Annotated in this window: 31 protein-coding genes, 1 tRNA gene and 1 pseudogene; 24 read left to right on the top strand and 9 right to left on the bottom strand. The window is 37.0% G+C overall.

Annotated features, from left to right (window positions below):
- Positions 1-80: 80 nt before the first annotated feature.
- From BMY56_RS06505 to BMY56_RS06485, 5 genes are all read left to right on the top strand, one after another.
- Positions 81-770 carry a hypothetical protein gene (locus tag BMY56_RS06505; RefSeq protein ID WP_091621546.1) on the top strand — a complete coding sequence of 230 codons (690 nt, stop codon included), beginning with the start codon at positions 81-83 and terminating at the stop codon, positions 768-770.
- Positions 771-925: 155 nt separating this feature from the next.
- On the top strand, positions 926-1,597 hold the full coding sequence (rsmI, locus tag BMY56_RS06500; protein ID WP_091621543.1) for a 16S rRNA (cytidine(1402)-2'-O)-methyltransferase: 672 nt from the start codon (positions 926-928) through the stop codon (positions 1,595-1,597).
- 5 nt (positions 1,598-1,602) lie between these two features.
- Positions 1,603-1,941, top strand: coding sequence for a HopJ type III effector protein (locus BMY56_RS06495; RefSeq protein WP_091621540.1), 339 nt, complete (start codon positions 1,603-1,605; stop codon positions 1,939-1,941).
- A gap of 37 nt (positions 1,942-1,978) precedes the next feature.
- Positions 1,979-3,106: a DUF819 family protein gene (locus BMY56_RS06490; protein ID WP_177170928.1), complete on the top strand. Its 1,128-nt coding sequence runs from the start codon at positions 1,979-1,981 to the stop codon at positions 3,104-3,106.
- Between the two features lie 4 nt (positions 3,107-3,110).
- The gene (locus BMY56_RS06485) at positions 3,111-3,683 is read left to right on the top strand and encodes a uracil-DNA glycosylase family protein (RefSeq protein ID WP_091621537.1); all 573 of its coding nucleotides are present in this window, start codon (positions 3,111-3,113) and stop codon (positions 3,681-3,683) included.
- Positions 3,684-3,763: 80 nt separating this feature from the next.
- Here BMY56_RS06485 and BMY56_RS06480 read toward each other — a convergent pair whose 3' ends face one another.
- Complete coding sequence (locus tag BMY56_RS06480; RefSeq protein ID WP_091621534.1) at positions 3,764-4,366, bottom strand: carboxymuconolactone decarboxylase family protein; 603 nt, start codon at positions 4,364-4,366, stop codon at positions 3,764-3,766.
- A 123-nt stretch (positions 4,367-4,489) separates the two neighbouring features.
- On the opposite strand from BMY56_RS06480, the gene BMY56_RS06475 reads away from it, so the two are divergent.
- The 6 genes from BMY56_RS06475 to BMY56_RS06455 all read left to right on the top strand — a co-directional run bounded on the left by BMY56_RS06475 (position 4,490) and on the right by BMY56_RS06455 (position 8,876).
- Complete coding sequence (locus BMY56_RS06475) at positions 4,490-4,918, top strand: OsmC family protein (protein WP_091621875.1); 429 nt, start codon at positions 4,490-4,492, stop codon at positions 4,916-4,918.
- Positions 4,919-4,999: 81 nt separating this feature from the next.
- Entirely contained in the window at positions 5,000-6,688 is a 1,689-nt protein-coding gene (gene recJ, locus BMY56_RS06470; protein WP_091621532.1) for a single-stranded-DNA-specific exonuclease RecJ, read from the top strand.
- A 68-nt stretch (positions 6,689-6,756) separates the two neighbouring features.
- Positions 6,757-6,945 (top strand): VOC family protein, encoded by a 189-nt coding sequence (locus tag BMY56_RS18820; protein ID WP_245737156.1) that lies wholly within the window; start codon positions 6,757-6,759, stop codon positions 6,943-6,945.
- A gap of 5 nt (positions 6,946-6,950) precedes the next feature.
- Positions 6,951-7,073 carry a VOC family protein gene (locus BMY56_RS19120; protein WP_394332495.1) on the top strand — a complete coding sequence of 41 codons (123 nt, stop codon included), beginning with the start codon at positions 6,951-6,953 and terminating at the stop codon, positions 7,071-7,073.
- Positions 7,074-7,135: 62 nt separating this feature from the next.
- Positions 7,136-7,498: a hypothetical protein gene (locus tag BMY56_RS06460; protein WP_091621529.1), complete on the top strand. Its 363-nt coding sequence runs from the start codon at positions 7,136-7,138 to the stop codon at positions 7,496-7,498.
- A gap of 115 nt (positions 7,499-7,613) precedes the next feature.
- The gene (locus BMY56_RS06455; protein ID WP_091621526.1) at positions 7,614-8,876 is read left to right on the top strand and encodes an MFS transporter; all 1,263 of its coding nucleotides are present in this window, start codon (positions 7,614-7,616) and stop codon (positions 8,874-8,876) included.
- Positions 8,877-9,125: 249 nt separating this feature from the next.
- On the opposite strand, the gene BMY56_RS06450 is transcribed toward BMY56_RS06455, so the two are convergent.
- The 8 genes from BMY56_RS06450 to BMY56_RS06415 form a co-directional block, all read right to left on the bottom strand.
- Positions 9,126-9,890 carry a UDP-2,3-diacylglucosamine diphosphatase gene (locus tag BMY56_RS06450; protein WP_091621523.1) on the bottom strand — a complete coding sequence of 255 codons (765 nt, stop codon included), beginning with the start codon at positions 9,888-9,890 and terminating at the stop codon, positions 9,126-9,128.
- Positions 9,877-10,194: a hypothetical protein gene (locus BMY56_RS06445; protein WP_218144553.1), complete on the bottom strand. Its 318-nt coding sequence runs from the start codon at positions 10,192-10,194 to the stop codon at positions 9,877-9,879. The genes BMY56_RS06450 and BMY56_RS06445 overlap by 14 nt, the downstream gene beginning before the upstream one ends.
- 155 nt (positions 10,195-10,349) lie before the next feature.
- Complete coding sequence (locus tag BMY56_RS18595; protein WP_177170927.1) at positions 10,350-10,490, bottom strand: hypothetical protein; 141 nt, start codon at positions 10,488-10,490, stop codon at positions 10,350-10,352.
- Positions 10,491-10,620: 130 nt separating this feature from the next.
- The gene (locus BMY56_RS06435; RefSeq protein WP_091621515.1) at positions 10,621-11,070 is read right to left on the bottom strand and encodes a 6-pyruvoyl trahydropterin synthase family protein; all 450 of its coding nucleotides are present in this window, start codon (positions 11,068-11,070) and stop codon (positions 10,621-10,623) included.
- A 57-nt stretch (positions 11,071-11,127) separates the two neighbouring features.
- Complete coding sequence (locus BMY56_RS06430) at positions 11,128-11,553, bottom strand: hypothetical protein (protein ID WP_091621511.1); 426 nt, start codon at positions 11,551-11,553, stop codon at positions 11,128-11,130.
- A gap of 214 nt (positions 11,554-11,767) precedes the next feature.
- The gene (locus BMY56_RS06425; RefSeq protein WP_091621508.1) at positions 11,768-12,535 is read right to left on the bottom strand and encodes an enoyl-CoA hydratase/isomerase family protein; all 768 of its coding nucleotides are present in this window, start codon (positions 12,533-12,535) and stop codon (positions 11,768-11,770) included.
- A 21-nt stretch (positions 12,536-12,556) separates the two neighbouring features.
- Entirely contained in the window at positions 12,557-13,891 is a 1,335-nt protein-coding gene (locus BMY56_RS06420; RefSeq protein WP_091621505.1) for an MATE family efflux transporter, read from the bottom strand.
- A gap of 12 nt (positions 13,892-13,903) precedes the next feature.
- A complete protein-coding gene (locus BMY56_RS06415) occupies positions 13,904-14,404 on the bottom strand; it encodes a GNAT family N-acetyltransferase (protein ID WP_091621502.1) in 501 nt (166 codons plus the stop codon).
- A 53-nt stretch (positions 14,405-14,457) separates the two neighbouring features.
- On the opposite strand from BMY56_RS06415, the gene BMY56_RS06410 reads away from it, so the two are divergent.
- The 13 genes and pseudogenes from BMY56_RS06410 to BMY56_RS06355 all read left to right on the top strand — a co-directional run bounded on the left by BMY56_RS06410 (position 14,458) and on the right by BMY56_RS06355 (position 25,486).
- Entirely contained in the window at positions 14,458-15,255 is a 798-nt protein-coding gene (locus BMY56_RS06410; protein WP_091621500.1) for a universal stress protein, read from the top strand.
- A 54-nt stretch (positions 15,256-15,309) separates the two neighbouring features.
- Positions 15,310-15,386 (top strand) — tRNA-Ala (locus BMY56_RS06405).
- A 442-nt stretch (positions 15,387-15,828) separates the two neighbouring features.
- Positions 15,829-16,917 carry a sensor histidine kinase gene (locus tag BMY56_RS06400; protein ID WP_091621497.1) on the top strand — a complete coding sequence of 363 codons (1,089 nt, stop codon included), beginning with the start codon at positions 15,829-15,831 and terminating at the stop codon, positions 16,915-16,917.
- A 2-nt stretch (positions 16,918-16,919) separates the two neighbouring features.
- Positions 16,920-18,245, top strand: a complete 1,326-nt coding sequence (locus BMY56_RS06395) for a sigma-54-dependent transcriptional regulator (RefSeq protein WP_091621494.1) — start codon at positions 16,920-16,922, stop codon at positions 18,243-18,245.
- A 296-nt stretch (positions 18,246-18,541) separates the two neighbouring features.
- Entirely contained in the window at positions 18,542-19,024 is a 483-nt protein-coding gene (locus BMY56_RS06390) for a GreA/GreB family elongation factor (protein WP_091621491.1), read from the top strand.
- Positions 19,021-19,383 (top strand): hypothetical protein, encoded by a 363-nt coding sequence (locus BMY56_RS06385; protein ID WP_091621488.1) that lies wholly within the window; start codon positions 19,021-19,023, stop codon positions 19,381-19,383. The genes BMY56_RS06390 and BMY56_RS06385 overlap by 4 nt, the downstream gene beginning before the upstream one ends.
- Positions 19,384-19,516: 133 nt before the next feature.
- Positions 19,517-20,158 (top strand): MCP four helix bundle domain-containing protein, encoded by a 642-nt coding sequence (locus BMY56_RS06380; protein WP_091621486.1) that lies wholly within the window; start codon positions 19,517-19,519, stop codon positions 20,156-20,158.
- Positions 20,159-20,383: 225 nt separating this feature from the next.
- A complete protein-coding gene (locus BMY56_RS06375) occupies positions 20,384-21,676 on the top strand; it encodes a Glu/Leu/Phe/Val family dehydrogenase (protein ID WP_091621483.1) in 1,293 nt (430 codons plus the stop codon).
- Positions 21,677-21,737: 61 nt separating this feature from the next.
- The gene (locus tag BMY56_RS06370) at positions 21,738-22,157 is read left to right on the top strand and encodes a GreA/GreB family elongation factor (protein WP_091621481.1); all 420 of its coding nucleotides are present in this window, start codon (positions 21,738-21,740) and stop codon (positions 22,155-22,157) included.
- On the top strand, positions 22,154-22,549 hold the full coding sequence (locus BMY56_RS06365; RefSeq protein WP_091621478.1) for a hypothetical protein: 396 nt from the start codon (positions 22,154-22,156) through the stop codon (positions 22,547-22,549). The genes BMY56_RS06370 and BMY56_RS06365 overlap by 4 nt, the downstream gene beginning before the upstream one ends.
- 194 nt (positions 22,550-22,743) lie before the next feature.
- Positions 22,744-24,618 carry a SulP family inorganic anion transporter gene (locus BMY56_RS06360; RefSeq protein WP_091621872.1) on the top strand — a complete coding sequence of 625 codons (1,875 nt, stop codon included), beginning with the start codon at positions 22,744-22,746 and terminating at the stop codon, positions 24,616-24,618.
- 38 nt (positions 24,619-24,656) lie between these two features.
- Positions 24,657-24,818, top strand: a complete 162-nt coding sequence (locus BMY56_RS18590; protein ID WP_177170926.1) for a hypothetical protein — start codon at positions 24,657-24,659, stop codon at positions 24,816-24,818.
- 113 nt (positions 24,819-24,931) lie between these two features.
- Positions 24,932-25,486: pseudogene (locus BMY56_RS06355) on the top strand (DUF5712 family protein).
- Positions 25,487-25,685 lie beyond the last annotated feature (199 nt).

Raw genomic sequence — 25,685 nt, 5'->3', positions numbered from 1 at the left:
GGGTTTTTCGTTTATTATTTTAGAATGATAAAGTTATTAAAAAAAGACGCCTTCTAGGTCTTGACATAAAAAATTGTGAGATGAAAAATAAGTTGAAAAAGGAGTTGAGGAAGTTGTCCACAGAAATTCTAACTGCAGATAATCTAGATGATATAGCGGGTCTATATGAATTGTCTAAAAATCTTTACGAAAAATTGGCTGTACTAAAGTTTATTGAACTTGAACTTAACGACATGGAAGTAGATGTTTCTAAAAATGCTATTGCCGCTAAGTTCGAAGAATTGGCGAACGCGGTATTAGATTCTAATAAATCAGTGCCAGAGAATAATCCGCACGATGAAGATATTATGATACCTGGCATGGATACGATAAAGGATATGGTTTCTGAAATGCCGAATAATGAAGAGTTAGAAGATGTTTTGGCTGAGTTTATGTCTAAACCTAACTATATGAAAAATGACAAGGAACTTTTTATGCCTTCGAATGAGGATTTAAAGAAAAGTGAAGCATCGCCTAAATCTTTAAATGACCGTTTAGCGAAAAGCAACGTGAAGGTCGATCTTAATGATCGCTTGGCATTTGTAAAGCATTTGTTCAATAATAGTATGGAAGATTATAACCGAGTATTGTCTCAATTAAATACAATTGATTCTGAGGAACGTTCTATTTCCTTTATTGAAAATATGGTAAAACCAGACTATAATAATTGGGTAGGTAAAGAGCTATATGAAGAACGATTTATTGAATTGGTCGCCCGTAGATTTGCTTAATAAAAACAATAATTGAATTACACGCCCTACCACTGGTGTTGGGTTTTTTACTCGATAATCGAGATGTAAATGAACCGAGGTTTGCCTCACTATATTTAAGTCGTCTCGTTACGAATGTCTTGGGCTTGCCCCGAGGTTGTTTACTTTAGAAACACATGGGAAAACTTTATTTAGTTCCGACTCCGATAGGCAATTTAGAGGATATGACCATAAGGGCTATTCGTATACTTAAAGAGGTCGATTTAATTCTAGCCGAGGATACTCGTACTAGTGGTAAATTATTGCATCATTTTGAAATTGGTACGCCTATGAAAAGTCACCATATGCATAATGAGCATAATATGGTCGATTATTTAGTAGGTCGATTAAAAAATGGTGAGAACATAGCATTAATTTCTGATGCTGGCACACCTGCTATATCGGATCCTGGCTTTTTATTGACTCGTGCCTGTGTAGAACATGATATTGAAGTAGATTGTTTGCCAGGAGCTACAGCATTTGTGCCAGCATTGGTCAATAGCGGTTTGCCAAATGATAAGTTTGTGTTTGAAGGATTTTTACCGGTTAAAAAAGGAAGACAGACTCGACTAAAATTTTTGGCGGAAGAATCACGGACGATTATTTTTTATGAATCTCCACATAAATTATTGAAGACGCTTGCAAATTTTGTTGAATATTTTGGAGCAGACAGACCTGTTTCCGTTTCTAGGGAATTGACCAAGCTTTATGAAGAAACCGTTCGTGGTTCAGCTGAGGAAGTCTTAAAACATTTCACAGAGAAACCACCTAAAGGAGAAATTGTAATTGTTGTTGGAGGGAAAAAGTAAAAAGTATGAAATTAGAAGAGTTCAAGAATAAATTAGCAACAAAACCAACAGATATATCTTTTTCCGATACCATGTCGGTAATTGAATCTAATTTCACTTTTACGCCAACGGCATTCACCAATGGTACTATAACAAATGAGTTAGGACAAAATTCTGGATCTTGTAAAGTATTTGCCTTTGCAAAAAAGGAAGGCTTTACAAAGGAAGAAACCTTGGCTTGTTTTGGTGCTTATTATTTTGATGAGGTGTTACAAGAACCAGAAGGTGATGGTCATCAGAATATCAGGAATTTTATGAAATCTGGTTTTGAAGGCTTGACTTTTGATGGAGAGCCTTTAAAATAATTTCAAAATAGGTGTAAAAATGCCTTAAATTGTTACCATGATAGTACCATGGGTCATAGCCACAATCACGGTCATAGCTGTATATTTTTTGGACCGATGGGAAAATAGACATATCAAATCTATTTTTGATTGGGTACCGGCAATCTTATTAGCATACATCATTCCTGCTATTATTTCCTATGTGCTAAATGTTGATTATTCCCAGGCTACTATTCATGATTTTAGTAAAGATTATTTTATCCCCTTAGCGATAATAGCTGTGATGAGTAGTTTGTCGCTTACTCAGCTTAAGGCTATTGGATTAAAGCCCTTGTTGGTTTTTGCATCGGGATCATTATTCATCGCAGTATTCCCTATAGTATTTTTATTACTTTTTTCTGAGACTGACTTGGTGTCGGAAATCATGATACAAGAGGGATATTGGTTGGGTTTACCACCTATAGTAGGAAGTTGGATTGGAGGCAGTACCAGTCAATTGGTCTTAAAAGAATTGGTAGAATGTCCAGAAAATATATTCCTTACTGTTTTGGTGATGGATAATATTTTGGTAAATATTTGGACTATTCTAATGTTTCAGAGTATTAAAAAAAGCGACAAACTTAATGCAGGGTTTAAGGTTACCGACATTGCCATTCCCGAGGATATTCGTGTAGAGACAGGTGTTAAATTAAATCCGATGGTAAGTATAGCTATCATTTTAGGAATAGTAGTTCTATGTAATTTTTTAATAGAAAGTTTTGTTGCTAAAGTAGTGCTGTTATCCTTTTTAGGATTGGTAATAAGCAATTTTATAAAGCAATGGAATTACAAGTTCGCCTTAAAAGCAGGTGGAATTTTAATTATAGTGGTTATGGCTATTTTAGGATTAAAACTGCAAATCGCTACGCTTGGTTTTAACATGCCTTTTCTTGGATTTTTGGTAGTTTGGTTGGTTGGCCACTTTTTGTTTATGATACTTATTGCAAAACTCTTAAATATAAATATGGCATGGGTGCCAATTGCAAGTATGGCAAACGTTGGTGGCATAGCTACGGCGCCAGCAGTCACTGCTGCCTATAATTTAAAATGGATGCCACATGCTATTGTGCTGGCTATTTTAAGTATGGCGACAGGAACATTTTGGGGAATGTTAACGATTTGGTTGCTGAAGAATTTTGTAATCTAACATAATGGAAAAGTTATTAACCGAAATAAGAGGTTGTAAAGTGTGCAAGGCTCATTTGCCATTAGAACCACGACCTATAATTTCTGGTTCAATAAAATCAAAAATAATCCTAGTAAGTCAGGCACCGGGTAGAAAGGCTCATGTTGAAAATAGAGCTTGGGACGACCATAGTGGTAAAAAATTAAGGGAGTGGTTAGGAGTCGATGAAGAAGTTTTTTATAATCCAGATAATTTTGCGGTCCTGCCCATGGGTTTCTGTTACCCAGGAAAAGGAAAAACAGGTGATTTGCCACCAAGAAAGGAGTGTGCACCTTTATGGCATTCTAAAGTATGGAAACAATTTGAAAACGTAAGGCTGATTCTATTAATAGGTAAATATTCACAAGACCAATATTTGGGGAAAATGTCTAAAAAGAATTTAACAGAGAATGTTATGAACTATACAGACTTTCTACCACAGTATTTTCCAGTACCACATCCTTCTCCTGTAAATCATTTTTGGAGGAGAAAAAATCCGTGGTTTGAAGGCGAGGTTGTTGGGGAGTTGCAAGAGCTAATAGCCCAAACTTTAAAATAGGGTACGTCTTTTCGACCCCGATTGCTAGCGAGATGGAAAAGACGATATTTATTATTTTGTCAACAGTCAACAGCCATTAACTAATACTGCGACCCATCATGCTTACCTTTTTTCCAACCATGTTTCCCTAAGTATTGGTCCGCGCTTTCGACAGCACCGGTTTCAATAGAGGTGCCCATAGAGTCGTTCCAGCGGTTAAGGTATCCAAAGAGAGAAATGACACCAAGCATTTCTACAATTTCACCTTCATTCCAATATTGATATAAACGTTTTTTAATTTCGGCATCAACTCCGTTAGGTACTTGAGAGGCTTGCAAAGAAAAATCTAATGCGGCACGTTCAGCTTCAGAAAATGCAGAGTGGGTTCTGTATTCCCAAATATTATCCAATTGCGCTTGTTCTGCACCATAACGTTCTGCAGCACGAATGGCATGTGCTTGGCAGTATCGACATCCTGTAGCATTACTGCTCACCCATGCAATCATTCTTTTTAAAGCAGATGTTACGCGTCCTTCATTCGCCATGACTGCTTTGTTGAGATTAATAAAGGCTTTTGAAATAGCGGGTCTGTGCTGCATCGTTAATACTGAATTAGGACAAAAACCTAGAGTTTCATTAAAGAATGCTGCCAGTTCTTTCGTTTCTAGATCATGATTTGAGTCAAGCGGTGTTACTAATGCCATTGTTATTTTTTTAAGATTTGGATACGGTAATCAATCGAATTATTTGTTGCGATGTTCATTTCGTTGCCAGTAATGACAGCCGAGATTGTTGTATTTTTGTATCCTTACAAGAAACAAAAAATTATGAGCACAACAAATCATATTACCACAAAATGGTTGGGCAACATGGCCTTTGAAAGTAATAATCCATCTGGGCATTCCCTAAAAATAGATATTGCTAAAGAAGATGGTGGTGACGGTAGTGGTTATAGACCAAAGGCACTAATGCTATCTGCGCTTGCAGGTTGTTCTGGCTTAGATGTTGCCGCTTTGATTAAGAAAATGAAACTTGAAGTAGATGATTTTCAAATTGAAACCATTGCAAATCTTACAGATGAGCATCCAAAGTTTTATGATAAAGTAATCATAGAATATCATTTTCATGGTAGTAATCTAAATGAGAAAAAGCTTCAGAGAGCAGTTGATTTATCTGTAGAGAAATATTGTGGAGTTATGGAGATGTTCAGAAAGTTTGCTGAATTAGAGATAAAGACTGTATTTCATAATGAATAAACGTCATTGGGGGTCACGAAGCAATGACGAGATAAAATTCCTAACTGCGAACTTCCTCTTGACACTTGAATATTACAAACCATGCGCTGGACTATTAAACCAAAACCTAAACAAGAAGACATTGACGTTTTAGCCAATGCGCTTCAAGTAGATGATTTGGTAGCCCAGCTGCTTTTGCAAAGAGGAATTACTACGTTTGAAGATGCGAAAAAATTCTTTAGGCCACAGCTAAGTGATCTTCATGACCCTTTTTTGATGAAGGATATGGACATCGCTGTAAACAGAATTGAGGAGGCCATAGGAAAGGGCGAAAATATTTTGGTTTTTGGTGATTATGATGTAGACGGTACAACGGCTGTTGCTTTGGTTTCTTCCTATTTGCTGAGTTACTATCCTAATGTGGCAACCTATATTCCCGATCGGTATGAAGAAGGGTATGGAGTATCGTATAAAGGAATCGATTTTGCAGAGGATAACGGATTTACCTTAATCATTGCTTTAGACTGTGGTGTGAAGGCAATTGATAAAGTTGCCTATGCAAAAGAGAAGGATATAGATTTTATTATTTGTGACCACCATAGGCCTGGCACAATATTACCCAATGCTGTAGCTATTTTAGACCCTAAACGTGAAGATTGTTCATATCCATACGATGAATTATGTGGTTGTGGCGTAGGTTTTAAGCTGATTCAGGCCTTAGGCTCTCACCGTGGGGAAACTATCGACGATTTAGTCTATTATCTTGATTTAGTGGCAACTGCAATAGGGGCGGATATAGTTCCGATAACTGGGGAGAATCGAATTCTTGCTTACTATGGCCTACAGGTTATCAATCAGCAATCTAGAATTGGTTTTAAGGCAATTATAGACCAGTTAAATAAAAAAGAACTTACCATTACCGATGTAGTGTTTATAATTGCACCCAGAATCAATGCTGCCGGTAGAATGAAACATGGTCAACATGCCGTAAATCTATTGACGGAAAACAACATGGCTCAAGCAGTAAGATTCGCTTCGGAAATAGAAAAGTTCAATACCGATAGAAAGGGGCTTGATAAAGCAATTACCGAAGAAGCTTTAGTTCAGATTAAAGAGAACGATGAGGAAGAGGGCTTTACATCGGTTGTATATAAAGACTCTTGGCATAAAGGGGTTATTGGCATAGTGGCTTCAAGATTAATCGAAACCTATTATCGACCTACTTTGGTATTTACCAAAAGCGGCAATAAATTAGCAGCTTCGGCACGGTCTGTAAAAGGTTTTGATGTGTACAATGCATTGGAAGGTTGCTCTGATTATATCGAACAATTTGGCGGACATAAATATGCTGCTGGTCTTACCTTGCTAGAAGAGCAATATCATAATTTTAAACATCAGTTTGAAAAAGTAGTTAAAGAGACAATAGAGCCACAGCTACTCACCCCAGAAATTACGATTGATACGATCATAACGTTACAAGACCTTACGCCTAAATTAATGCGAATATTGAAACAGTTCGCACCATTTGGTCCTGGTAATATGTCACCTGTATTTATGGCAGAAAACATAAAAGATACGGGTTATGCAAAAGGGGTAGGAGCCAATGAAGCTCATTTAAAGATTTCCGTAGTGCAGCAAGACAGTTATAAAATTGATGGAATCGGTTTTAATATGGGCGATAAACTACCTATGGTAACAAGCAGAAAGCCATTTAATGCTGTCTTTTCACTAGATGAGAATGAATGGCAAGGAACGGTTAGTCTTCAATTGAAACTAAAGGATATTAAATAAAAATAGAACATATTGCTATTTAGGTGAGCAATTTAGAAGAAATGCGTGAATGTTATAAATCCCATTTTATGGCAGTATCAGGCGATAAATACTACAATCTGAATAAGAATATTTCTTCCTATTTTTTGAGTTTTACACAAGGTTCAAGGCTAGAATTAATGCATAAGTCGGTAATCAATACGCGTTCCAATAATGAAGTTATAGATAACGGACTAGTTCATTTTGCCATTTCGGTAGGTGTACAAGAGAAAAGGTAAATGCACTGACCGAGCAACTTAGAGCTGATGGATTCACTATTGAAGGGGAACCACGTACCATAGGTGATGGATATTACGAAAGTGTCATTTTAGACCCCGAGGGAAATCAAATAGAAATTACAATTTAAATGCGTTATTTATAATTATTCTAAATAAGATTCATATATTTATATGAAATAGTTAGATAGTTATGAATGAGATTAGTCCGATTTACCAAAATGATTTTGGAATAGCATTTCAATGGAAACATGATGAACCTCAAAAATCGAATAAAGTTCAATTGATTTTTAGAGATATTGGTTTGCTGCTAACGCCCGAAGAACTTCAATATTTTTCAAAATGTATAAATGATACTTTGCAGAGTGGTAAGGGTAATTTATGTAAAGACTGTAAAGTTAAAGGGGAATGTAGATCATTACTTTTAAATTCACCCGCCCATCAAATAACCTTTGCAGTGAGTTTTCAAGAAGTCATTGAAATAAGAGATTTAATAAATGGTACGCTATTTAAATTGGAGTTAGATTCCTATTTTGATGAGTTTGGCATCAATTAATAACTTCAACCAGTTATCTCAAGTTTTACATTTTTTTAAGCGCTAATTAGTTCTATGATTGTGAAATGCCACCTAATTAATTAAATATCTTTGATGCTTATTTAGCGATTATCATATGAGCGGAAATGATCCTTATGCTGCCTTAAGATTTAAGGAATTCAATATTTTTCTTTTAGTTCGTTTTGCCATGGTTTTTGCTTGGTCTATGCAATTTATTGTCATAGAATGGCAAGTGTATACTATTACCAAAGACCCTTTATCATTAGGTATTATTGGATTAATGGAGGTAATACCTGCTGTGGGTATGGCGCTTTTTGCTGGGCATATTGTAGATCAGAAAGAAAAACGAAATTTGTTAATGAAGTGCATTTTGGGCTTTTCTGTGATAAGTTTTGGACTATTCATGTTAAGTCTACCTTCTGTTTTAGAAACTTATGAAACTAAAGTTATTCTTTATGGAATCTATGGTTTAGTCTTTTTAGGTGGTTTGGTTCGGGCATTTTTAGGGCCGACTATTTTCTCATTAATAGCTTTAATTGTTCCAAAAAAGATATACCCAAATGCTGCTACGTGGAGTAGTACAACTTGGCAAATGGCATCGGTACTTGGTCCGGCTTTAGCTGGTTTTTCTATTAGTTTTATAGGAGTACACTGGTCAATGTGTGTCATATTCGGATTTTCATTAGTAGCGTTAATGGCACTTTCCAATATTTCGAAAAAGGCAATACTAAATCCTAAAATAGGGGAACCGGTTTTTCAAAGTTTAAAAGAAGGACTAAATTTTGTTTTTAAAACACGTGCTATTTTAGGAGCATTAACCCTAGACATGATTGCGGTATTATTTGGTGGCGCAGTAGCTTTATTGCCTATTTTCGCACAAGATATTCTACATGTAGGCTCAGAAGGCTTTGGTGTTTTAAGAGCGGCACCTGCAGTGGGTGCAGCTATTACCATGCTAGGTTCCACACGTTTTCCGCTTCATAAAAATGCAGGTAAGAAATTATTATTTGCAGTGTTTGGTTTTGGTATTTGTATGATTGTCTTTGGCCTATCTACTTATTTCTGGTTATCTGTAATTGCTTTGTTTTTAAGTGGCGCCGTAGATGGTGTATCTATGATCATACGACAGACCATATTACAATTAAAGACTCCGGATAATATGCGGGGTCGTGTGGCCTCAGTAAACTCAATGTTCGTTGGCTCGTCTAATGAATTAGGAGCTTTTGAAAGTGGAGTAACCGCTAAGTTGATGGGAACGGTAACGGCAGTTGTATTTGGAGGAACCATGACTTTACTAACTGTTGGTCTTACGGCAATTGTCTCCCCTGGTTTTAGAAAACTAGATTTGCAGAAAGATGTTGAAGAGCATGAAAGTTAGATATATTATTAAAAAAAGCCCCTAAAATAGGGGCTGTACTTTAATGTAGGTAACACTTAAGATTTGAGTCATCAAGTAAGGGAATTTGTAGGTAATGAAAAGATTTGAGCTCAACATTTAAACTTAACAACACTGTAAAGATATAATGAAGTACTAGTTTTATAAAACTATTGTTGTGAACGTATTAATTTATGTTGTAAGAAAAAGATTACATAAAGTTTAGCTGATAGTCAAGTAAAAATAAAATAATTATTTGAATTCTTTCAAAGAAAGATATTCGCCATCAAACTCGGCATAGGTATAATAATTGATCCAATCTCCAAGGTTGGTGTATTTTGAATTTTCTTTCAATGGTATTTCTAATGGAAGATGTCTATGACCAAAAATAAAATGATCATAGTGTTGTTGTTCTAATTTTCTATGTGCGTACTGCACAAGCCATTCTTTATCATTTCCCAAGAATTTAGCATCATCATCACCGCTAATCAATTTGTTACTTACAGATAAATACTTAGCCAATCGTACCCCGATATCTGGGTGTAGCCATTTAAAGAACCATTTAGCTACAGGATTCGTAAATACTTTCTTCATCCGTTTATATCCTTTGTCATCAGGGCCTAACCCATCACCATGGCCTATGAAAAAGGAAGTGCCATTAATGTTATATTGCTGGGGTTTATGATATACCGGTATATTCAATTCCTCTTCAAAATAACCATTCATCCAAAGATCATGATTACCTACAAAATAATGGATTTCTATTCCCGCATCGGATAGCTCGGCAAGCTTTCCTAAGGTTCTCGTAAATCCTTTTGGAATTACTGTTTTGTATTCGAACCAAAAATCGAACAGATCGCCCATCAGAAATAGCACTCCTGCATCTAACTTGATCGTATCTAACCAACGAACGAATTTAAGCTCACGCTGCTTACTTTCTTTCATAGTAGGTGCGCCTAGGTGGTTGTCGCTAGCAAAATATACTTTTTTCCTTTTCGGAAGTTCAATGTTCATCATTCGAATATAAATATATAAAAACTGTTTCGCGTACAAAGATGGTATACCAATCTAAATATTTTATAGCTATTCTTAATTTCTTTTCAATACGAACGACTTTGATTGAAAGGTAATCGCCATATCCATTTTCATTTAAACCAGAAGCATTTGGTCCGTTAAACTCGACCGGCTTTATATACGCACCAGTAATTGACTCTAAATAATCGATGATAGCCACAGAACTCAACTTAAAAGGAAGTGTGGATTTTTCGAATAGAATGCTTTTTGAAACCATAAATGGTTCAAGGATATTAAATTCGTTCAATCCAATACGAAAATTTTTTTGGCAACCCTAATTCCAAAAGGCTCACTTATAAGCTCGCAGACCTATCTAGAGGGCTAGTGGTTAAATATGCAGATTAACGTATTACCAATTACGGTATTAATAATATGTACCTGAAATAGATCTCTCATCGAATTTCATTTTATAATCCCTACACTAAAGGTTACTTGTTCAGGGCTATATTTGGCTGTGTCAAATATAGGGGCGGTATCTATACCTCGCTTATCGTCCCCTTCTGAAATTACAAATGTACATTGTCTGTTTAGTACTGAATTCATAGCAATATTCAAAAAGTGAATTACATATTCATTCTCGACTTCACAGACCCCCAGCATATGAGGACCCCCAAGTATTATTGAATTTTGAAATTATGGATGAAAAGGGTGTTTTCGTTAAATTTTGATGAAATTAATTATCACTGGCATACCACTCTGCAAAAGAACTATCGGTTTCTTGTAGCTTAAGTGAGAACAACGAAATGTCTTTTGGAAGTCTGGCCTTTATTTTAGCGGCAAAATCGATAACCATATTTTCACTTGTAGGCTGGTAGGCTGCTAAAATTACATTGTGCCCTCTATCTGTCAATTCTTTAGCGAGTTCTACGTGAGGTGTATTTTTATTGAATACGGTGGCGTGATCAAAAATATCTACGATATCTTCTTTCACTATTTTTTTTAAATCGCCGAAATCTATCACCATCCCCAATTTAACGTGACTTGTATCTGTAATAGGCTTACCAATAACCGTTACGGATAGCTTATAGCTATGACCGTGTACATTTCTACATTTACCGTCATAACCATAAAGTGCATGACCTGTTTCAAAATTGAATTGTTTGGTAATACGAATGTTGCTCATAGCCTGTGATTATATGGCAAAGGTAGGGAAAGTTTAAAAGGATTTATTCGTTAGAAATTAATCTAAAATAATTTCAGTATTACCTGAGATTAAGCTAACATGGCAACAATCTGCACTCACAACAAATTCTTCGTTTATGACCTCTTCGTTAGAAATATAACCCTTGAAAGTTACTGTTGCCGTTGAATTTTGATATTTAACTCTATAGGTATCACTAAGAATGGGGTAAAGACCTTGCTCTTTTAAATACTGATTTTCTTCTTCGTTGAAATTATCGGTCAGGTTTTTGCCAGAATCAACATCAATTACTTCATAGCTGTCAAACCGTATGGCTTCACCAGATGCATTTTTAACGCTAACTGTAATGGTTACAAAAACTTCTGTGCAAATGGTCAATGAACAATCTATCTGCGTAAGCTCATCTTTGTCATTACACGCAACCAGAAATATCGATAGAATTACCAGTGTAACGTTAGGAAACATGTTAGTGCTTTTTTAAGTAGATACGTGAATACATATCAGTTGCTTTCGATTCGTATTTACCTTTTATACTTTCTTTTTGCGCGTACTTTATTTACAAAATAGATTACTAAAACGAAAAGGGCAAGAATAGGGAAAACGAGATTACCGTTTAACATTTGAAAGAATTCCATAATTATGATTTAGAAACAAAACGAACAGCTGTTTCAGTTATTGTTTATTTTTTGAATTTTGACAAGGCATTGCACGTAAAGTCAGAAAGGGCTAATTTCCCCGTTATGGCTGCACGATCTGTCAATAATACATCCCAATGGTCGGTACCTTCCCACAAAACTTTCTTCCATTCAGTTAATGCATCAAGATTATAACTAGCGAGTTTATGAATAAAGAAGTCTAATTCTTTATCCATCTCTTGTGCAGATTCATAAACTTTTGAAAACAAGCCTTTTTCTTGTGCCCAGTAAGCACTCTTCCATTCGGTAGGGGCAAGTGACAATTCTGCTAATGCAGCAGTGCCTATTTTTCGTTCAACAGCAGGTGCAATGACCAATGGAGCAATACCAATACTTAGTTCAGAAAGTTTAATAGATGCTTCAACATTAGAATATACATAGTCACAAGCAGCAGCAAGACCAACGCCACCGCCAACTGTTTTACCATGAACACGACCTACGATTACCTTTTTACATTTGCGCATAGCGTTTATGACATGGGCAAAACCGCTAAAAAAGGCTTTGCCCTCTTCTATGTTCGAAACGGCTAACAGCTCATCGAAAGAAGCGCCTGCACAAAATGCTTTTTCACCTTCAGATTTTAAAAGAATAACCGATACACCCGAATTTTCAGATAACTCATTTAAAGTGTCTGTAAGTCGTAGCAATAAATCCGTAACAAACGAATTGCTTGCTGGGTGGCCAAATTCTACATGTGCTACTTGACCATCTATTCGTGTGTATAAACTTCCATTTTTTCTTGATGTAACCATAGCATTTTGTTTAGTTCAAAATTACTGATTTTGCAATAAAGGTTTAAACTTTCTTCTAAACTTCCACACTAACGCTCCACCTCTTATTAGCATCCAAACGGTAAATGACAGCCAAATCCCAGTAAGTCCCCAGTTTAAATATTTTCCAATTAAAAGCATAGGTACAAAACCTAAAAAAGTAGCAACCAGTAAGGTATTTCGTAAATACTTCATTTCACCAAGACCTTTAAACACACCGTCTAGAACAAAAGCGATACTATTGGTAGGTAAGCCAAGTATTATGATATAAAAGATACTGTAAAAAGCAGATAGCACTACACTTTCGTTAGAAAATAGACTACCCAGAGGTTTGTAGAAAATGGTGGCCATTACCATGATAAACATACTTACATATAGTCCATAAGTGGTAATCTTTTTGGACAATAACCATAGTCCGTCATAATTTTTTTCACCCAATAATCGACCCCCCATAATATTGCCAGCTGCGCCATAACCATCAATAAAAAATGCGGAAAATAGCCAAAGATTTATGGCGATGGTATGCGCGCCAATATATTTATCGCCTAATGCTGCCGCCTCCCTTACTGCTAATATTAAGGCTGTATTCAATGCAATAGCCCTAACAAAAAGATTTAGGCTCATAATAACTAATCTCCCCAATTCTGGATGTAAAGGAAATTTGAGTTTCAAACTAATATCTGTTTTAGTCAAGAGCAGGTAGAAAGCCATTAACGCCATAATTGCTTGAGCAAGTAGACTCGCCCAAGCTGCGCCTTCTAAATACATAGGTTTAAGTATACCTTCAATGCCATATACGAATGCGAAATCGAAAACTACATTAAGTAATGCTCCGGTAATGGCAATTACCATGGGCCAATAGGTATTCTGTAAACCTCTAAAAATTCCCATAACAGCGAAAACGAAGAGAGTTAAAGGAAAACCCCATACCCTTATGGAGTAATAACTGATGCAATACTGAAGAATTTTTCCTTTAGCATTTAAAAGCTCAAAGATTTCTTGAATTACAAAAATGGTAGATAGTAATATAACAATGCTCAATGCAATGTTGAGATAAATAGCTTGCGCGGGTAAGGTTTTGACTTCATCCAACTTTCCAGCACCTAAATACTGAGATATTATGGCAGATATGGCACTACGGGTTTGTCCAAGAATCCAGATAAGCATAGAAAGAAATGAACCAACAATACCTGCGGCTGCCAAAGATTCCAATCCGTCAACGGGAATGTTGCCTACAATAGCCGTATCTGTTATAGACAACAAGGGTTCAGCGATACCGGCAATTGTTGCAGGAATAGCAAGGGCGTTTATAGATTTAAAATTAACGGAAGTCTTCAAAAAAGTGTGTTTCTATAATACGAGTTCATAACAATGGAAAGGATGTTCGCTTTGCTTTGGAAAAAAGATATCTCCCAGTCTAGTATAGCCACGTTGCTCGTAAAATTTCTGATTTCTCTTATTTTGGCTAAAGGTATCTAACCTAACGGAGTGGGCATTATGTTCTCTAGCAAAGTTTTCACCGAAATCCATTAAGCGTTGGGCACAACCTTGTCCTTGGTATTTAGGATGTACCCCTAAACGATGAATGTAATAATTTTTGGAGTTTTCTGTCAGCCAGTCTACCGAACGATACTCCTCGTCCATAAAAAGGGAAATGACAATGCATCCTACTATTTCATTATCATGTAGAAGTACATAAAGCTCATTGCGTTCAATATCATTTTCAAATGCTTTTTTAGACGGATATTCTGTTGTCCATTGGTAAATACCATTTGCTTCCATGGCTAATCTGCAAGCATCGGTCATGGTTAATATTTCAGGTATTTGCGATATCTTTGCCAGTTGAATCATAAAAGCGATTTATATAAATCGTAAATTTAGAGTAATAATCAACAATTTTTATCATGATGAATATTCTTGTTCCAATAGGGACCTCCACAAATGCGACAGAAACGTTACAATATGCAGTAGACTTTGCAGAAGCCTTTGGTGCGAAAATTTATGTAATGGAGGTTTTCAACGTAACCGGAAAAACGGGTACGCTAACCAATGTAACTCAAAAAATCGCCGACAGTGGAAAAGAACGATTGAAAGAAATTATTGAAAAAGTCAATACAAAAGAGGTGTCTATAAAAATTGCAAGCTTTAATGGTGAGCTAAAGGACGGACTAAGGGAAATTGATAAAGAAATAGGTCTTGATCTAATTATTTTGGCGCCAAGAAGTAATGATATTCAAGAAGCGTATTATTTAGGGCAAACCTCGGGTGCAATTATTAAAAGAACTAATATTCCAACATTGATCGTACCTAAAGGAACGGTATATAAGCCATTTAAAAATATTTTGGTAGCCTTTAAATCAGGTATTTTAAAGAGGAAGAGAATTCTTGATCCATTAATTGAAATTAAGAACAAGCATAAGTCGAAGGTAAATCTTTTAATGGTGAAGACACCTGGATATACAGATGATGATTTAAAAATCAATACGGCATTAATGGATATAAGTTCTCAACTGAAATTTACAGAGAACCCAACTACCTATCATGGCGTTTTGGAACATTTTCAAGGGCAACACCCAGATTTATTATGTGTTTTTAGAAGAAAACGTGGCTTTTTCAAGAAGTTGTGGGAGAAAAGTACCATTTCTAAATCGGAGTTTTATGCTCCTGTACCCGTATTGGTGCTTAGTGTAAAGAAAGATTAAGTAGTGCTTTGATACGTTGTTAAAATGTATTTCCTTTGGTCCACTCTAAAAAGCGGGGGATTAGCTCAGTTGGCTAGAGCGCTTGCCTGGCAGGCAAGAGGTCACCGGTTCGAATCCGGTATTCTCCACCAGTAAATATAAGGCTTCAAGAGTTTTGACTTTTGAAGCTTTTTTCATTTGCACGCAAAACTAGTTTTTAATTAAGATGGGTATTATTTGATACAAATTGGTCCATTTTAAAACTTCTTCACCGTTTACAGAATATTTTTTGAAAAAGAATCTACATTCATGGGGTGCTTTAACTTCAATATTAGATTAAGGAATCTAAGTTCCACAAAAGGTTAATTAACGAGAAAATTTAAAGAGATCACGAATGAGACTATCAAATAAATACTATTTCTCTTTTTAAATTTGTACTGTTAAACGGCCGATTTTCCGGAACCTTTAAATATTCTCTTTTTTAAACCTGATAACTTTAAAAAAAGAGTTATTAATATTTTTTGTTGCACATCAAACATATCTCTAGTCACCAATATATTTTTATTTCATACCAATAATTAAGACCTTTATACAATGACAGCAGCAGAAATAAAACTTAAAGAACGTGTAAAAGAACTGACCTGTCTATACGAGGTAACGTCAATCATTGTTAATTCTGATTACGAACAGCTTAGAAATTCATTAGAGGCAATTCTTTACTGTTTAAAGAGGGGGTGGCAGTTTAATGATGATACCGAGGCACATTTAATTACCAACGGTTACGAGGTAGAGACGGATGATTACGATTTGGATAGGGTCATACTAACCTCTGAAATCAAGATTTTCAATAAGATGGATGGTCGGATTACAGTCGGTTATCCAAAAGAGAAATACAATCAAAATGATTTCCTAAAGGAAGAGCAGACCTTGCTCGATAATATTAGCCTTGCGGTCGGGAATCTTCTGGAGCGTAAACAAATCCGTGACAGCGAAGCTGCTACAAGAAGGAAAATGGAACGTACGGATCGGTTACACATTCTTGGAGAAATCACGGCTGGAATCGCCCATGAATTGAATACGCCACTGGCGAACATTCTCGGCTTTGCCGAATTATTGAAAGAAAAGGTCAGCAAGGAAAAAAATGTCCGTGACCTTGAAAAAATTATGGATAATGCCATTTTTAGTCGCGAAATCGTAAAAAAACTGATGTTCTTCGCCTGTGAAATGCCGCAGGAAATGAATTCCTTCGACTTGAAGCCTATTATAGAGAATGTACTAAAGTTGCTCGGACCTTCACTTCGTGAAAAGAAAATAAAACTTACCAAATCGTTCAGTAACGAGGTGATGGAACTTCGAGCGGATACCGTGCAATTGACGCAAGTACTTTTCAACCTAATTATGAACGCGGCCTATTATTCCCCTATTGCTGGGTCCATTGATGTAAACGTAATCGAAAAAAGAAAAAAAATCCGAATCCGCATTTCGGACGAAGGCAAAGGCATTACAACTGAAAATGAAGATAAAGTCTTTGAACCTTTTTTTACCACCAAACCCATTGGTGAAGGTTCAGGTTTGGGGCTAAGTGTTGTTCACGGTATCATCAGCAGTCATAAAGGAACTATTTCTCATAAACCGAATGTGCCTAAAGGGACTATCTTTACCGTTGATTTTCCTAAATTATAAGTATGGCTTTACAGAAAGAGAACATTCTAATTGTAGATGACGACATTGATATTCTAGAGCTTTTACAAAGGCACTTGAAGTCAATGGATTATCACACCTACAAAGCCGTCTCCGTAAAAGAAGCCTTATATATCCTTAAAGACACCTATATTGATTTGTTGATAACGGATATACAAATGCCCGAGGTAGATGGACTACAATTAGTAAAGTTTGCCAATGAGCACTATCCTGAAATGCCGAAACTAGTCGTTACGGGATATCCTTCCGTTGATGGGGCCTTGGAAGTCATGAAATCTGGGGTAATAGATTATCTAAGCAAACCTTTCACAAAGGACGAATTAAAAAAGAGCATTGAAAAAGCGTTTAAGCAAGGTCCGCAAAGTCAAAAGAAAAAACCAATTCTTCCGCATGTGGTAAACAACAACCAAACTGAAATGGTCGGTGCGTCCGAAGCATTTAGCGCGGTGACCAACATCATAGAAAGAGTAAAAGATAATAAAGCTACGGTCATTATAAAGGGAGAAAGTGGTACAGGAAAAGAACTAGTAGCTCGGTCCATTCACTATTCCGGAAAGTTCTCGCGCGCCCCCTTTATTGCGGTAAACTGCGGTGCCATTCCAGAAAACTTACAAGAGGCCGAACTTTTTGGATATATGAAAGGTGCATTTACAGGAGCGAACGAAAATCGCAACGGCTTCTTTCAAGCGGCGCAGGGCGGAACGCTTTTTTTGGATGAGATCGGGACCGCATCGCTTGCAGTTCAGACCAAATTACTTCGAGCGTTACAAGAGAAAGAAATAACTAAGGTAGGTTCTCAAAAAGCCGAAAAAGTAGATATTCGGATTATCGCAGCGACAAATGCAGATTTATTAGAGGACATCAAAAATAAAAACTTTCGAGAAGACCTTTATTATCGACTCACTGTTGTTGAGATTACGGTACCGCCACTAAGAGAACGCAAATCGGATATTCCTTTATTGGTCGAAAAGTTCTTAAGAAAATATGGTGTTGAATACAAGGACCGATTGCTACGTATGTCACTGGAAGCGTTACAGGTTTTAGAACGCTATCATTGGCCAGGCAATATAAGGGAACTTGAAAATATTGTTCAGCGGGCTGTAATCATGTCCGATGGACTGATTGATGTGAAAGACCTACCAGATTTTTTAAAATTTCAGATTGAGTTTCCCCAGAACGGTTTCCTTACACTAAAAGCTATGGAAAAAGAATACGTACAACGTGTATTGGAGCACACAAAAGGTAACAAGACCAAAGCGGCCAAAATTCTACAGATAGACCGTAAGACCTTACGCGATAAATTAAACTAAAAAAATGGGGGATATTTCCCCACCTGAGGAAATTGTCCCCACTTTCCAAAACTTCCAAACCCATATTTTAAAATATTTATAGCTGATTTTCAATATGTTATATATTTTGGCATGCGCTAATAAGTTTTAGGGCATGCCATTTGCCTTTAATGGAACGGACACAAACAATAGTATATGTTACTGTTTTTAGCATCGATTCAAAGCACTAGAATATCCCTTAATAAAAAGGGGTGCATCAATGATGAAATTAAAACAGGAAGCACGGATAGTGAAGTCAAATCTAAAAATGAAGAAAGATGAAGTACGGTAGTCTTGTTTTCTGCAAAAAAGATTTTGTGATTATAAAACAGTATCTGCAAATGGATTGTGCAATGGAGGACTATTCCCATAAGAATGTTTTGGAGATACTGGAAACGAAAATGAGTAATTCCATTATCCTGGAAGAAGAGCACCTACCGGCCGAGATTATCCAATTATACTCCAAGATCATTGTTAAGTGCGGATCTAAATGGAAAGAAACCTTTCAGATTGTGGCACCGAGTGAAGAAAATTTAAAGAGAAATAAAGTTTCGGTGATAAGCAGTTTGGGTGCATCGCTAATTGGGTTATCCAAAGGGGATAAAATCCAATTCGGCCTTCCTGGAAGTGTTTTGTCACTAACCGTTGAAAAAGTAAAACAACTTAAAAAGAAAATAAAAATTGATATCTCAGAAGATATCATCAAAGAATCTTTGCCAAAAGGATATACTAATTCATTAACCCTAAATAAACAATTATGATCAAATATGTAATTGCCCTATTATTCTCAGTAAGCATGTTGAGTGCCCAGAGCACCGTTAACCAAGAAGTGACCGACGTTAAAGTAGGTGATATCCTAGAAATCGGTAAACCTGAGACGAACACGTACAAACACATTAATTTTCCCAGAGCCAACTTCATTATCAAAAGAGGTGGTATCGCAAATTATAAGCGCGCGGAAGGAGAAAAAGTGGTCGTAACCGCCATAAAGGAAAAGAAAGACGGTACGACCCAAGTAAAAATTAAGCGAACCGATGGAAACCGTTTCTTTGGTAGTCACACCGTGGTATCGGCTGATTTTGAAAAGGCTTTGGCTTCCGGTGAGTTGGAGGTACTGTAAAAATTAATTGGTTGATGAAACCCGCTTGGTCTTTAAGAATTTGTTTTGCTCAACTAAAAGACAAGGCCAGGTGGGTTTATGAAAATGGAAAGACTACTCAAAATAGACAAATAGCCTTAAAAAAATAGAGCCCATGTTCACAAAACTTACAATTCCACAACGTATACAAATAGGGTTGGTTCTGGTAGTGGCATTTTTGCTGGTGCTGGGCACAAATAGATTGGACCAAAGGCACTTTTCTACGATTCAAACTACAGTCAATTCGGTCTATAAGGACCGGGTCGTGGTACAGAATTTTATTTATCAGTTGACCACTATATTTCACGGTAAGGAATTACGGATTATCTCAAACGAAAACAATGCACCGATAGCAACTGAGAATCAAAAAGTACAGAAGCTGTTGGTAGATTTTGAAGCCACACAATTGACCCCTAAAGAATTCAACTTACTTAACAAGCTTAAAAATCAGTTTTCAAAATTGCAGGAAATTGAAAATCGGATTACGGAAACATCAGGTAATGAACTGTCAACTTATACCGTAGCCGCTGGTAAAAAGCTGGAAGAAATGAGGTCAAGTCTAGATGGCCTCGCGAATATCCAGTTAGAGGAAAGTGAATTAATGACCCAATTATCGAACAAATCCTTGGGAATGAACATTCTACTTTCCAAACTTGAAGTTGCATTTATGGTGGTTATTGGAATCACTATGCTGGTATTGATATTTAATCCGATGAAGCTGCTTCACGCACATCCTAACGAGCCCTCCCCTAATTAACGTATACAGAATAAAACGGATGAAAAATTATAAACTAAGTATATGCAGCACTTGTCGCAATATGCTCCACTGTTCGTTGACAAGAAATCATCAAAATATTTACTCCTGTAGCGAGTACGTACATGAGTTGGACAAAGATTATTTTCCATTGACTCTAGTATCCCTTGAAATAACAAGTGAAGAACATTTTCAAAATGAACAGAATATAATCGTAATACTATAAAAATGACAACAAAATTAGCAATGCCATTGAAGCAACGTAAACAAGGTATGCTGGAAAATGTGATGCGCCAGTTCGATAATGCCGCAAATATCATAAACCTTAACGGCAACATCAGAAAAATTTTAGAGGTAACCAACAATGAGTTCGTGGTACATTTTCCTGTTCGTATGGACAATGGTGAAGTAACAATATTTACCGGATACCGCGTTCAACATAATAACGCATTAGGGCCCTACAAAGGAGGTTTACGCTATCACCCTACCGTAGATATCGATGCCGCACGGGCATTGGCAATGTGGATGACGTGGAAAACCTCATTGGCAGGTTTACCCTATGGTGGAGCCAAAGGGGGAATTCAACTTGATCCATCAAAATATTCAAAGGCAGAATTGGAACGTATTACAAGAAGGTTCACCTATGCTTTAGGTGATAACATTGGTCCGGAACTAGATATACCAGCGCCCGATGTAAACACCAACCCACAGACCATGGCCTGGATATTGGACACTTACATGTCCACAAAATCTCCAGCAGAACGTTCTACAAATATGCACGTAGTAACGGGAAAACCTATTGGTGCAGGTGGTTCCGAGGGACGGGACCGTGCCACAGGCTACGGTGTTTTCCTTACCATTAAATTCTGGGCGAATAGTAATAATATTTCTCTAAAAGGTAAAAAGTTCATTGTCCAAGGGTTTGGTAATGTTGGATATTGGGCCGCCCATTTTATGGAAAAAGAAGGTGCCCTTCTAACCGGTGTTCAAGATGCGTTCGGGACTATATATAATGAAAATGGTATTTCTGTAGAGAACCTCTTGGAATATACAAAAGGGAACAATGGAAGTATTCAAAATTTTAAAGGGTCGATAGGAATCGAAAATTCAGATTTTTTTGGTTTGGATTGTGATATCTGTATTCCAGCTGCACTGGGTAACCAAATAACCGCAGAAAATGCATCTAAAATAAGGGCCTATCTTATTGCGGAAGGAGCAAACGGACCTACAGATGTGGAAGCGGAAAAGATTCTACTTGAAAAAGGTATTGATATTATCCCGGATATTCTTTGCAATTCTGGCGGGGTCATAGGTAGTTATTTTGAGTGGCTACAGAACCGGAATGGTGAGATATGGCAATTGGAAGAGGTATTGACAAAGTTGGAAAAAAAGATGAAAGAATCCTTTACCAAAGTCATGGAAGTGTCTAAAGAAAAAAAAGTGGATATGCGTACGGCCGCCTTTATAATAGCGATACAGCGTTTGGAAGAAGCTTATGTACAAAGGGGAATATTTCCATAATTGCAACGAATAAATTTTGAAACTGGTTTTCAGATCGGATTTTAAATTAAATAGATAGGTAATGAAGCATGGAAATTTAATAATAGAGAAGAAAGAGTATGTGCTCCTGAAAAGGTTGATGAATCTATCGGGATATTATAAGGACGAGACACTGCGAAAGTCCGTAAAGAAATTATTGGGTGAGCTAGAATCCGCCAAGATCGTAGAAGATGCAAAAATGCCGGCCGATGTGGTCCGCTTTAATTCTGTAATTACAATCGGTTCAAAGGAAGGATGGCATAAAACATTTCAGTTGGTACTCCCTACCGAAAGTAATATAAAGGAGGATAAAATTTCAATTACAACCCCTATGGGAGCCGCCGTCATCGGCTATGCCGAGGGTGATACAATTATTTGGGAGTTTCCGAACGGTGTAAAGGAACTGACCATAGAAAAAATAAATCATGAAAAAAAACACATAAATCTAGATATGGTATTATGAACGGGACAAAAAAAATTTATGCACATGAATCGGATGCCAGTATTATGGCCAAGAAGGACAAAGCGGAGGTCGTAAATTGGGCCGAAGCCCTTTCTTATGTAAACGAAGAATTGGAATATCTGCTCAATATCGGAGACCGAATGTTACATAATAGGGAGCTTTACCAACAATTATTGTCCTTGAGAAGTGATAATACCTTGCATTTGGCTACGCTCCATCGCTATGAGAGCTCATTGGGTAAGGCGATAGAGTGTGATACGGTAGCATGCGATGCGTATTACTTGCATCATCACGAAAAAAATCGAAACGTTTATATCGACCATCTCAAAAACTACAGAACAATAAAAACAAGGGTATTCTCAAAAATTTTGTCGGAAGTGGACACGCAGTAATATACTATTATCGGTGCTCAATTCAGAAAACGATTCAACTTGCAAAAAAAGATTCCTTAAGGTGTTGTCCATTCTACTTTAAAGAGGATTGGAATCATAATAAATTGTATTAAAGGATTTAACCTTTTCGCCAAAAATATTTTTTACATCTGGTAAATCCAGGACTTAAATTCTTAATAATAAGCAAATTAATGATGAAGAAAATTTTTACTAATTTAAAAGGCGACGTATTTGGCGGCATAACAGCAGGTATCGTAGCGCTGCCCTTGGCATTGGCTTTTGGTGTAAGTTCCGGAATGGGGCCAAGTGCAGGGCTATATGGTGCTATTTTTATTAGTTTTTTTGCCGCACTTTTTGGGGGTACGAACACACAGATTTCAGGCCCTACCGCTCCAATGACAGCCGTAAGCATGGTAGTCATTGCAGGTATTGTTGCGGTAAACGATGGTAGCTTAGAGAAAGCAATGCCCGCTATTTTATTGGTTTTTATTCTGGCTGGACTTATGCAGATCGGCCTCGGTCTTATGGGAATCGGAAGATATATACGGTATATCCCCTATCCAGTGGTTTCCGGTTTTATGACGGCAATCGGGATCATTATCCTGGTGACCCAAATTCTCCCTTCCATTGGTTACTATCCCAAAGAGGATATCAATTTTGTTGAAGGGTTCAAACCTGAGGCCGAAGAGATAATTTTGGGTGACATCCTTAGGGAGGAGACCGGGGAAGGTATTTTGGTACTAGAGGATTTTCAAGAAACAATTGTCAGAGCAAATGAAGTAACTGATGAAGTTATTTTAAAGGAAGCCAAGACCTTGGCCAATAAAGAGGCTTCGGGAGTTATAGGTGCTATTAAAGTACTTCCAAGAGCTTTACAGCACATCGATTGGCTGGAATTGATTCTAGCCTTATCCACAATTATTATCATTTATGGTTTTAAGAAAATTACCTCATCAATACCTAGTGCCTTGGTTGCCCTGCTTATAGTTTCTGGAGTAGCTTATGGTGTTGGGTTGGATTATCGCCCTATAGAACAGATTCCAGGTGGCTTTCCTTTACCCAACCTAAAAATTTTCACCCAATTTCAGCTAAGCTCAATTACCCCGTATATATTTACTGCCTTGACCCTCGCATTGTTAGGAGCCATTGATTCGCTGTTGACATCCGTTGTTGCTGATAACATGACCAAAACAAAGCACCGTCCAAATAAGGAGTTGATCGGGCAAGGAATAGGGAACAGCATAGCGGCAGTTTTTGGGGGTATTCCCGGAGCCGGTGCAACCATTCGTACCGTTGTAAATATAAATGCGGGAGGAAAAACAAAACTATCCGGTATGATCGCCGGCATTCTTCTGCTTATTATTCTATTGGCATTGGGCCCCATAGCCTCTCAAATTCCTGCCGCAGTTCTTGCTGGCATCTTGATTACAGTGGGAATCGGTGTCATGGATTATAAGGGCTTAAAGGCTATTCCTTTTATGCCCAAGGACGCCAAGTTAGGTCCTTTCAAATTTAGTTCAGAGGTAATAATTATGTTGGTAGTTATGATACTATCATCCGTTTGGAACCTAGTGTATGCCGTAGGGGTGGGTCTAATCATTGCCTCATTAATGTTCATGAAAAAAATGGGCGACCTTACGGCCGAACGCTCCGATGTGAAAACCTTAAAACGGGAAAAAGGCTGGGCCGACGAAGCGAATTTTCCCGAAAACCTAAAAGAAGAAGTCTTTATCAAACATCTTAAAGGTCCTCTATTCTTTGGTTCTACCAGCGAATTTCAAAATTTGGCCAATCAAATTCCAAGAACGGCACGTACTGTAATTATCAGAATGGGTCAAATGCAGTACTTAGATCAGTCCGGTCTGTATACGCTTGAAGATGTATTGCTAGACCTGAAGAAATCGAACATTAACGTTCTTTTAGTGGATGTTTTGAAACAGCCTAGGTATATGATGGAACGGGTAAACATTATCCCAAACCTGATACCGGAAGAACATATATTCAAAAATTTTGCACAATGCCTTGGGTGGGTAAAGCAAAATGTAAAGGATACTATACAAATTATATAGACCACACTATGGGTCATAGTGTGAACTTTTAGTAGGGTATGTCAAAAGAACAACTCGACAAAGTAGCTGAGCGACAAGATTCGAATGATCCGATTAGAAAATTGGTAGACAGGTCGGAATACAGACATGTACCGGTTACCAAATATTGGACGAAATTGGCATTTTCTACCTTCGAGGATTCGGTATATCAGCACCTTTAAAGGCTCTTATTTTAATATTTGCTGTAGAGGTTATAACGCTAGTTAATTGTATGGCGCTACACTTTCAGCATCAAAATTAATATCGTGTATGCTTAAGAAAGGAACTAAAATATATAGCATCTTATTGGGTACGTGTCCTAGATACCATCAAGAAAATAGAAAAGGAAATAGAACCACTGAAAGAAAACGCTCCCCATAAAATAAATGGTAAAATGATTGTTGCTGGCATGAAAAAAGAGGGTAACCTATCCCATATTCACATCATCGTAAGCAGGAAGGATGTGACCAATTCGTTTAGCCTTTCCTCAGGATCAAAATATTAAGCTTCCGAAGTTCAAATGCACGGTCAAAAGGTGCAACGTGGTTTTAATAGAGATGGATTCTATGAAAAATCTGAACAGTTGTTTGATAAACTCTTTGGGTACAATCGAAACTTTGCTGAAACGTATACTGCAAAAAAAGTATTCACCAAAGACCCTGTTTTATTCAAAGTGCTATTGGTAAATCTGCCTACTAATGAAAAGGCATTGGCTTTGAAATTACTATCAAAAACAAGATTGATTATCCATTCGATACCAACTAATAAAGCGCAGTTGGCCCTTAAAACTTTTCATCAATTGCGAAGAGGAATAAAAAGAGCTATTGAAGCGTGTTCAATTGGAATTTAAAAGGATTGTTATGGAAGAATTGAACAATGGATTGCTCATCGTTTTACTACTTTTTGGAAGTGGAATATGTTTTATGGTAGACCGGATATTTAAATATGGATTTTATTTCAATTTGGTTTGGCTGATTTTCTGATTGTTAGGTGCCTGGTATAAAAGCAGTAGCTTACGGCAGTTTATCTTGGCGCTACTTTTAATAGGG

The sequence above is a fragment of the Maribacter orientalis genome (assembly GCF_900109345.1).
GTDB lineage: Bacteria > Bacteroidota > Bacteroidia > Flavobacteriales > Flavobacteriaceae > Maribacter > Maribacter orientalis.
Note: the sequence above shows the minus strand (reverse complement) of the source record. Positions and strands in the feature narration are given on the sequence as shown.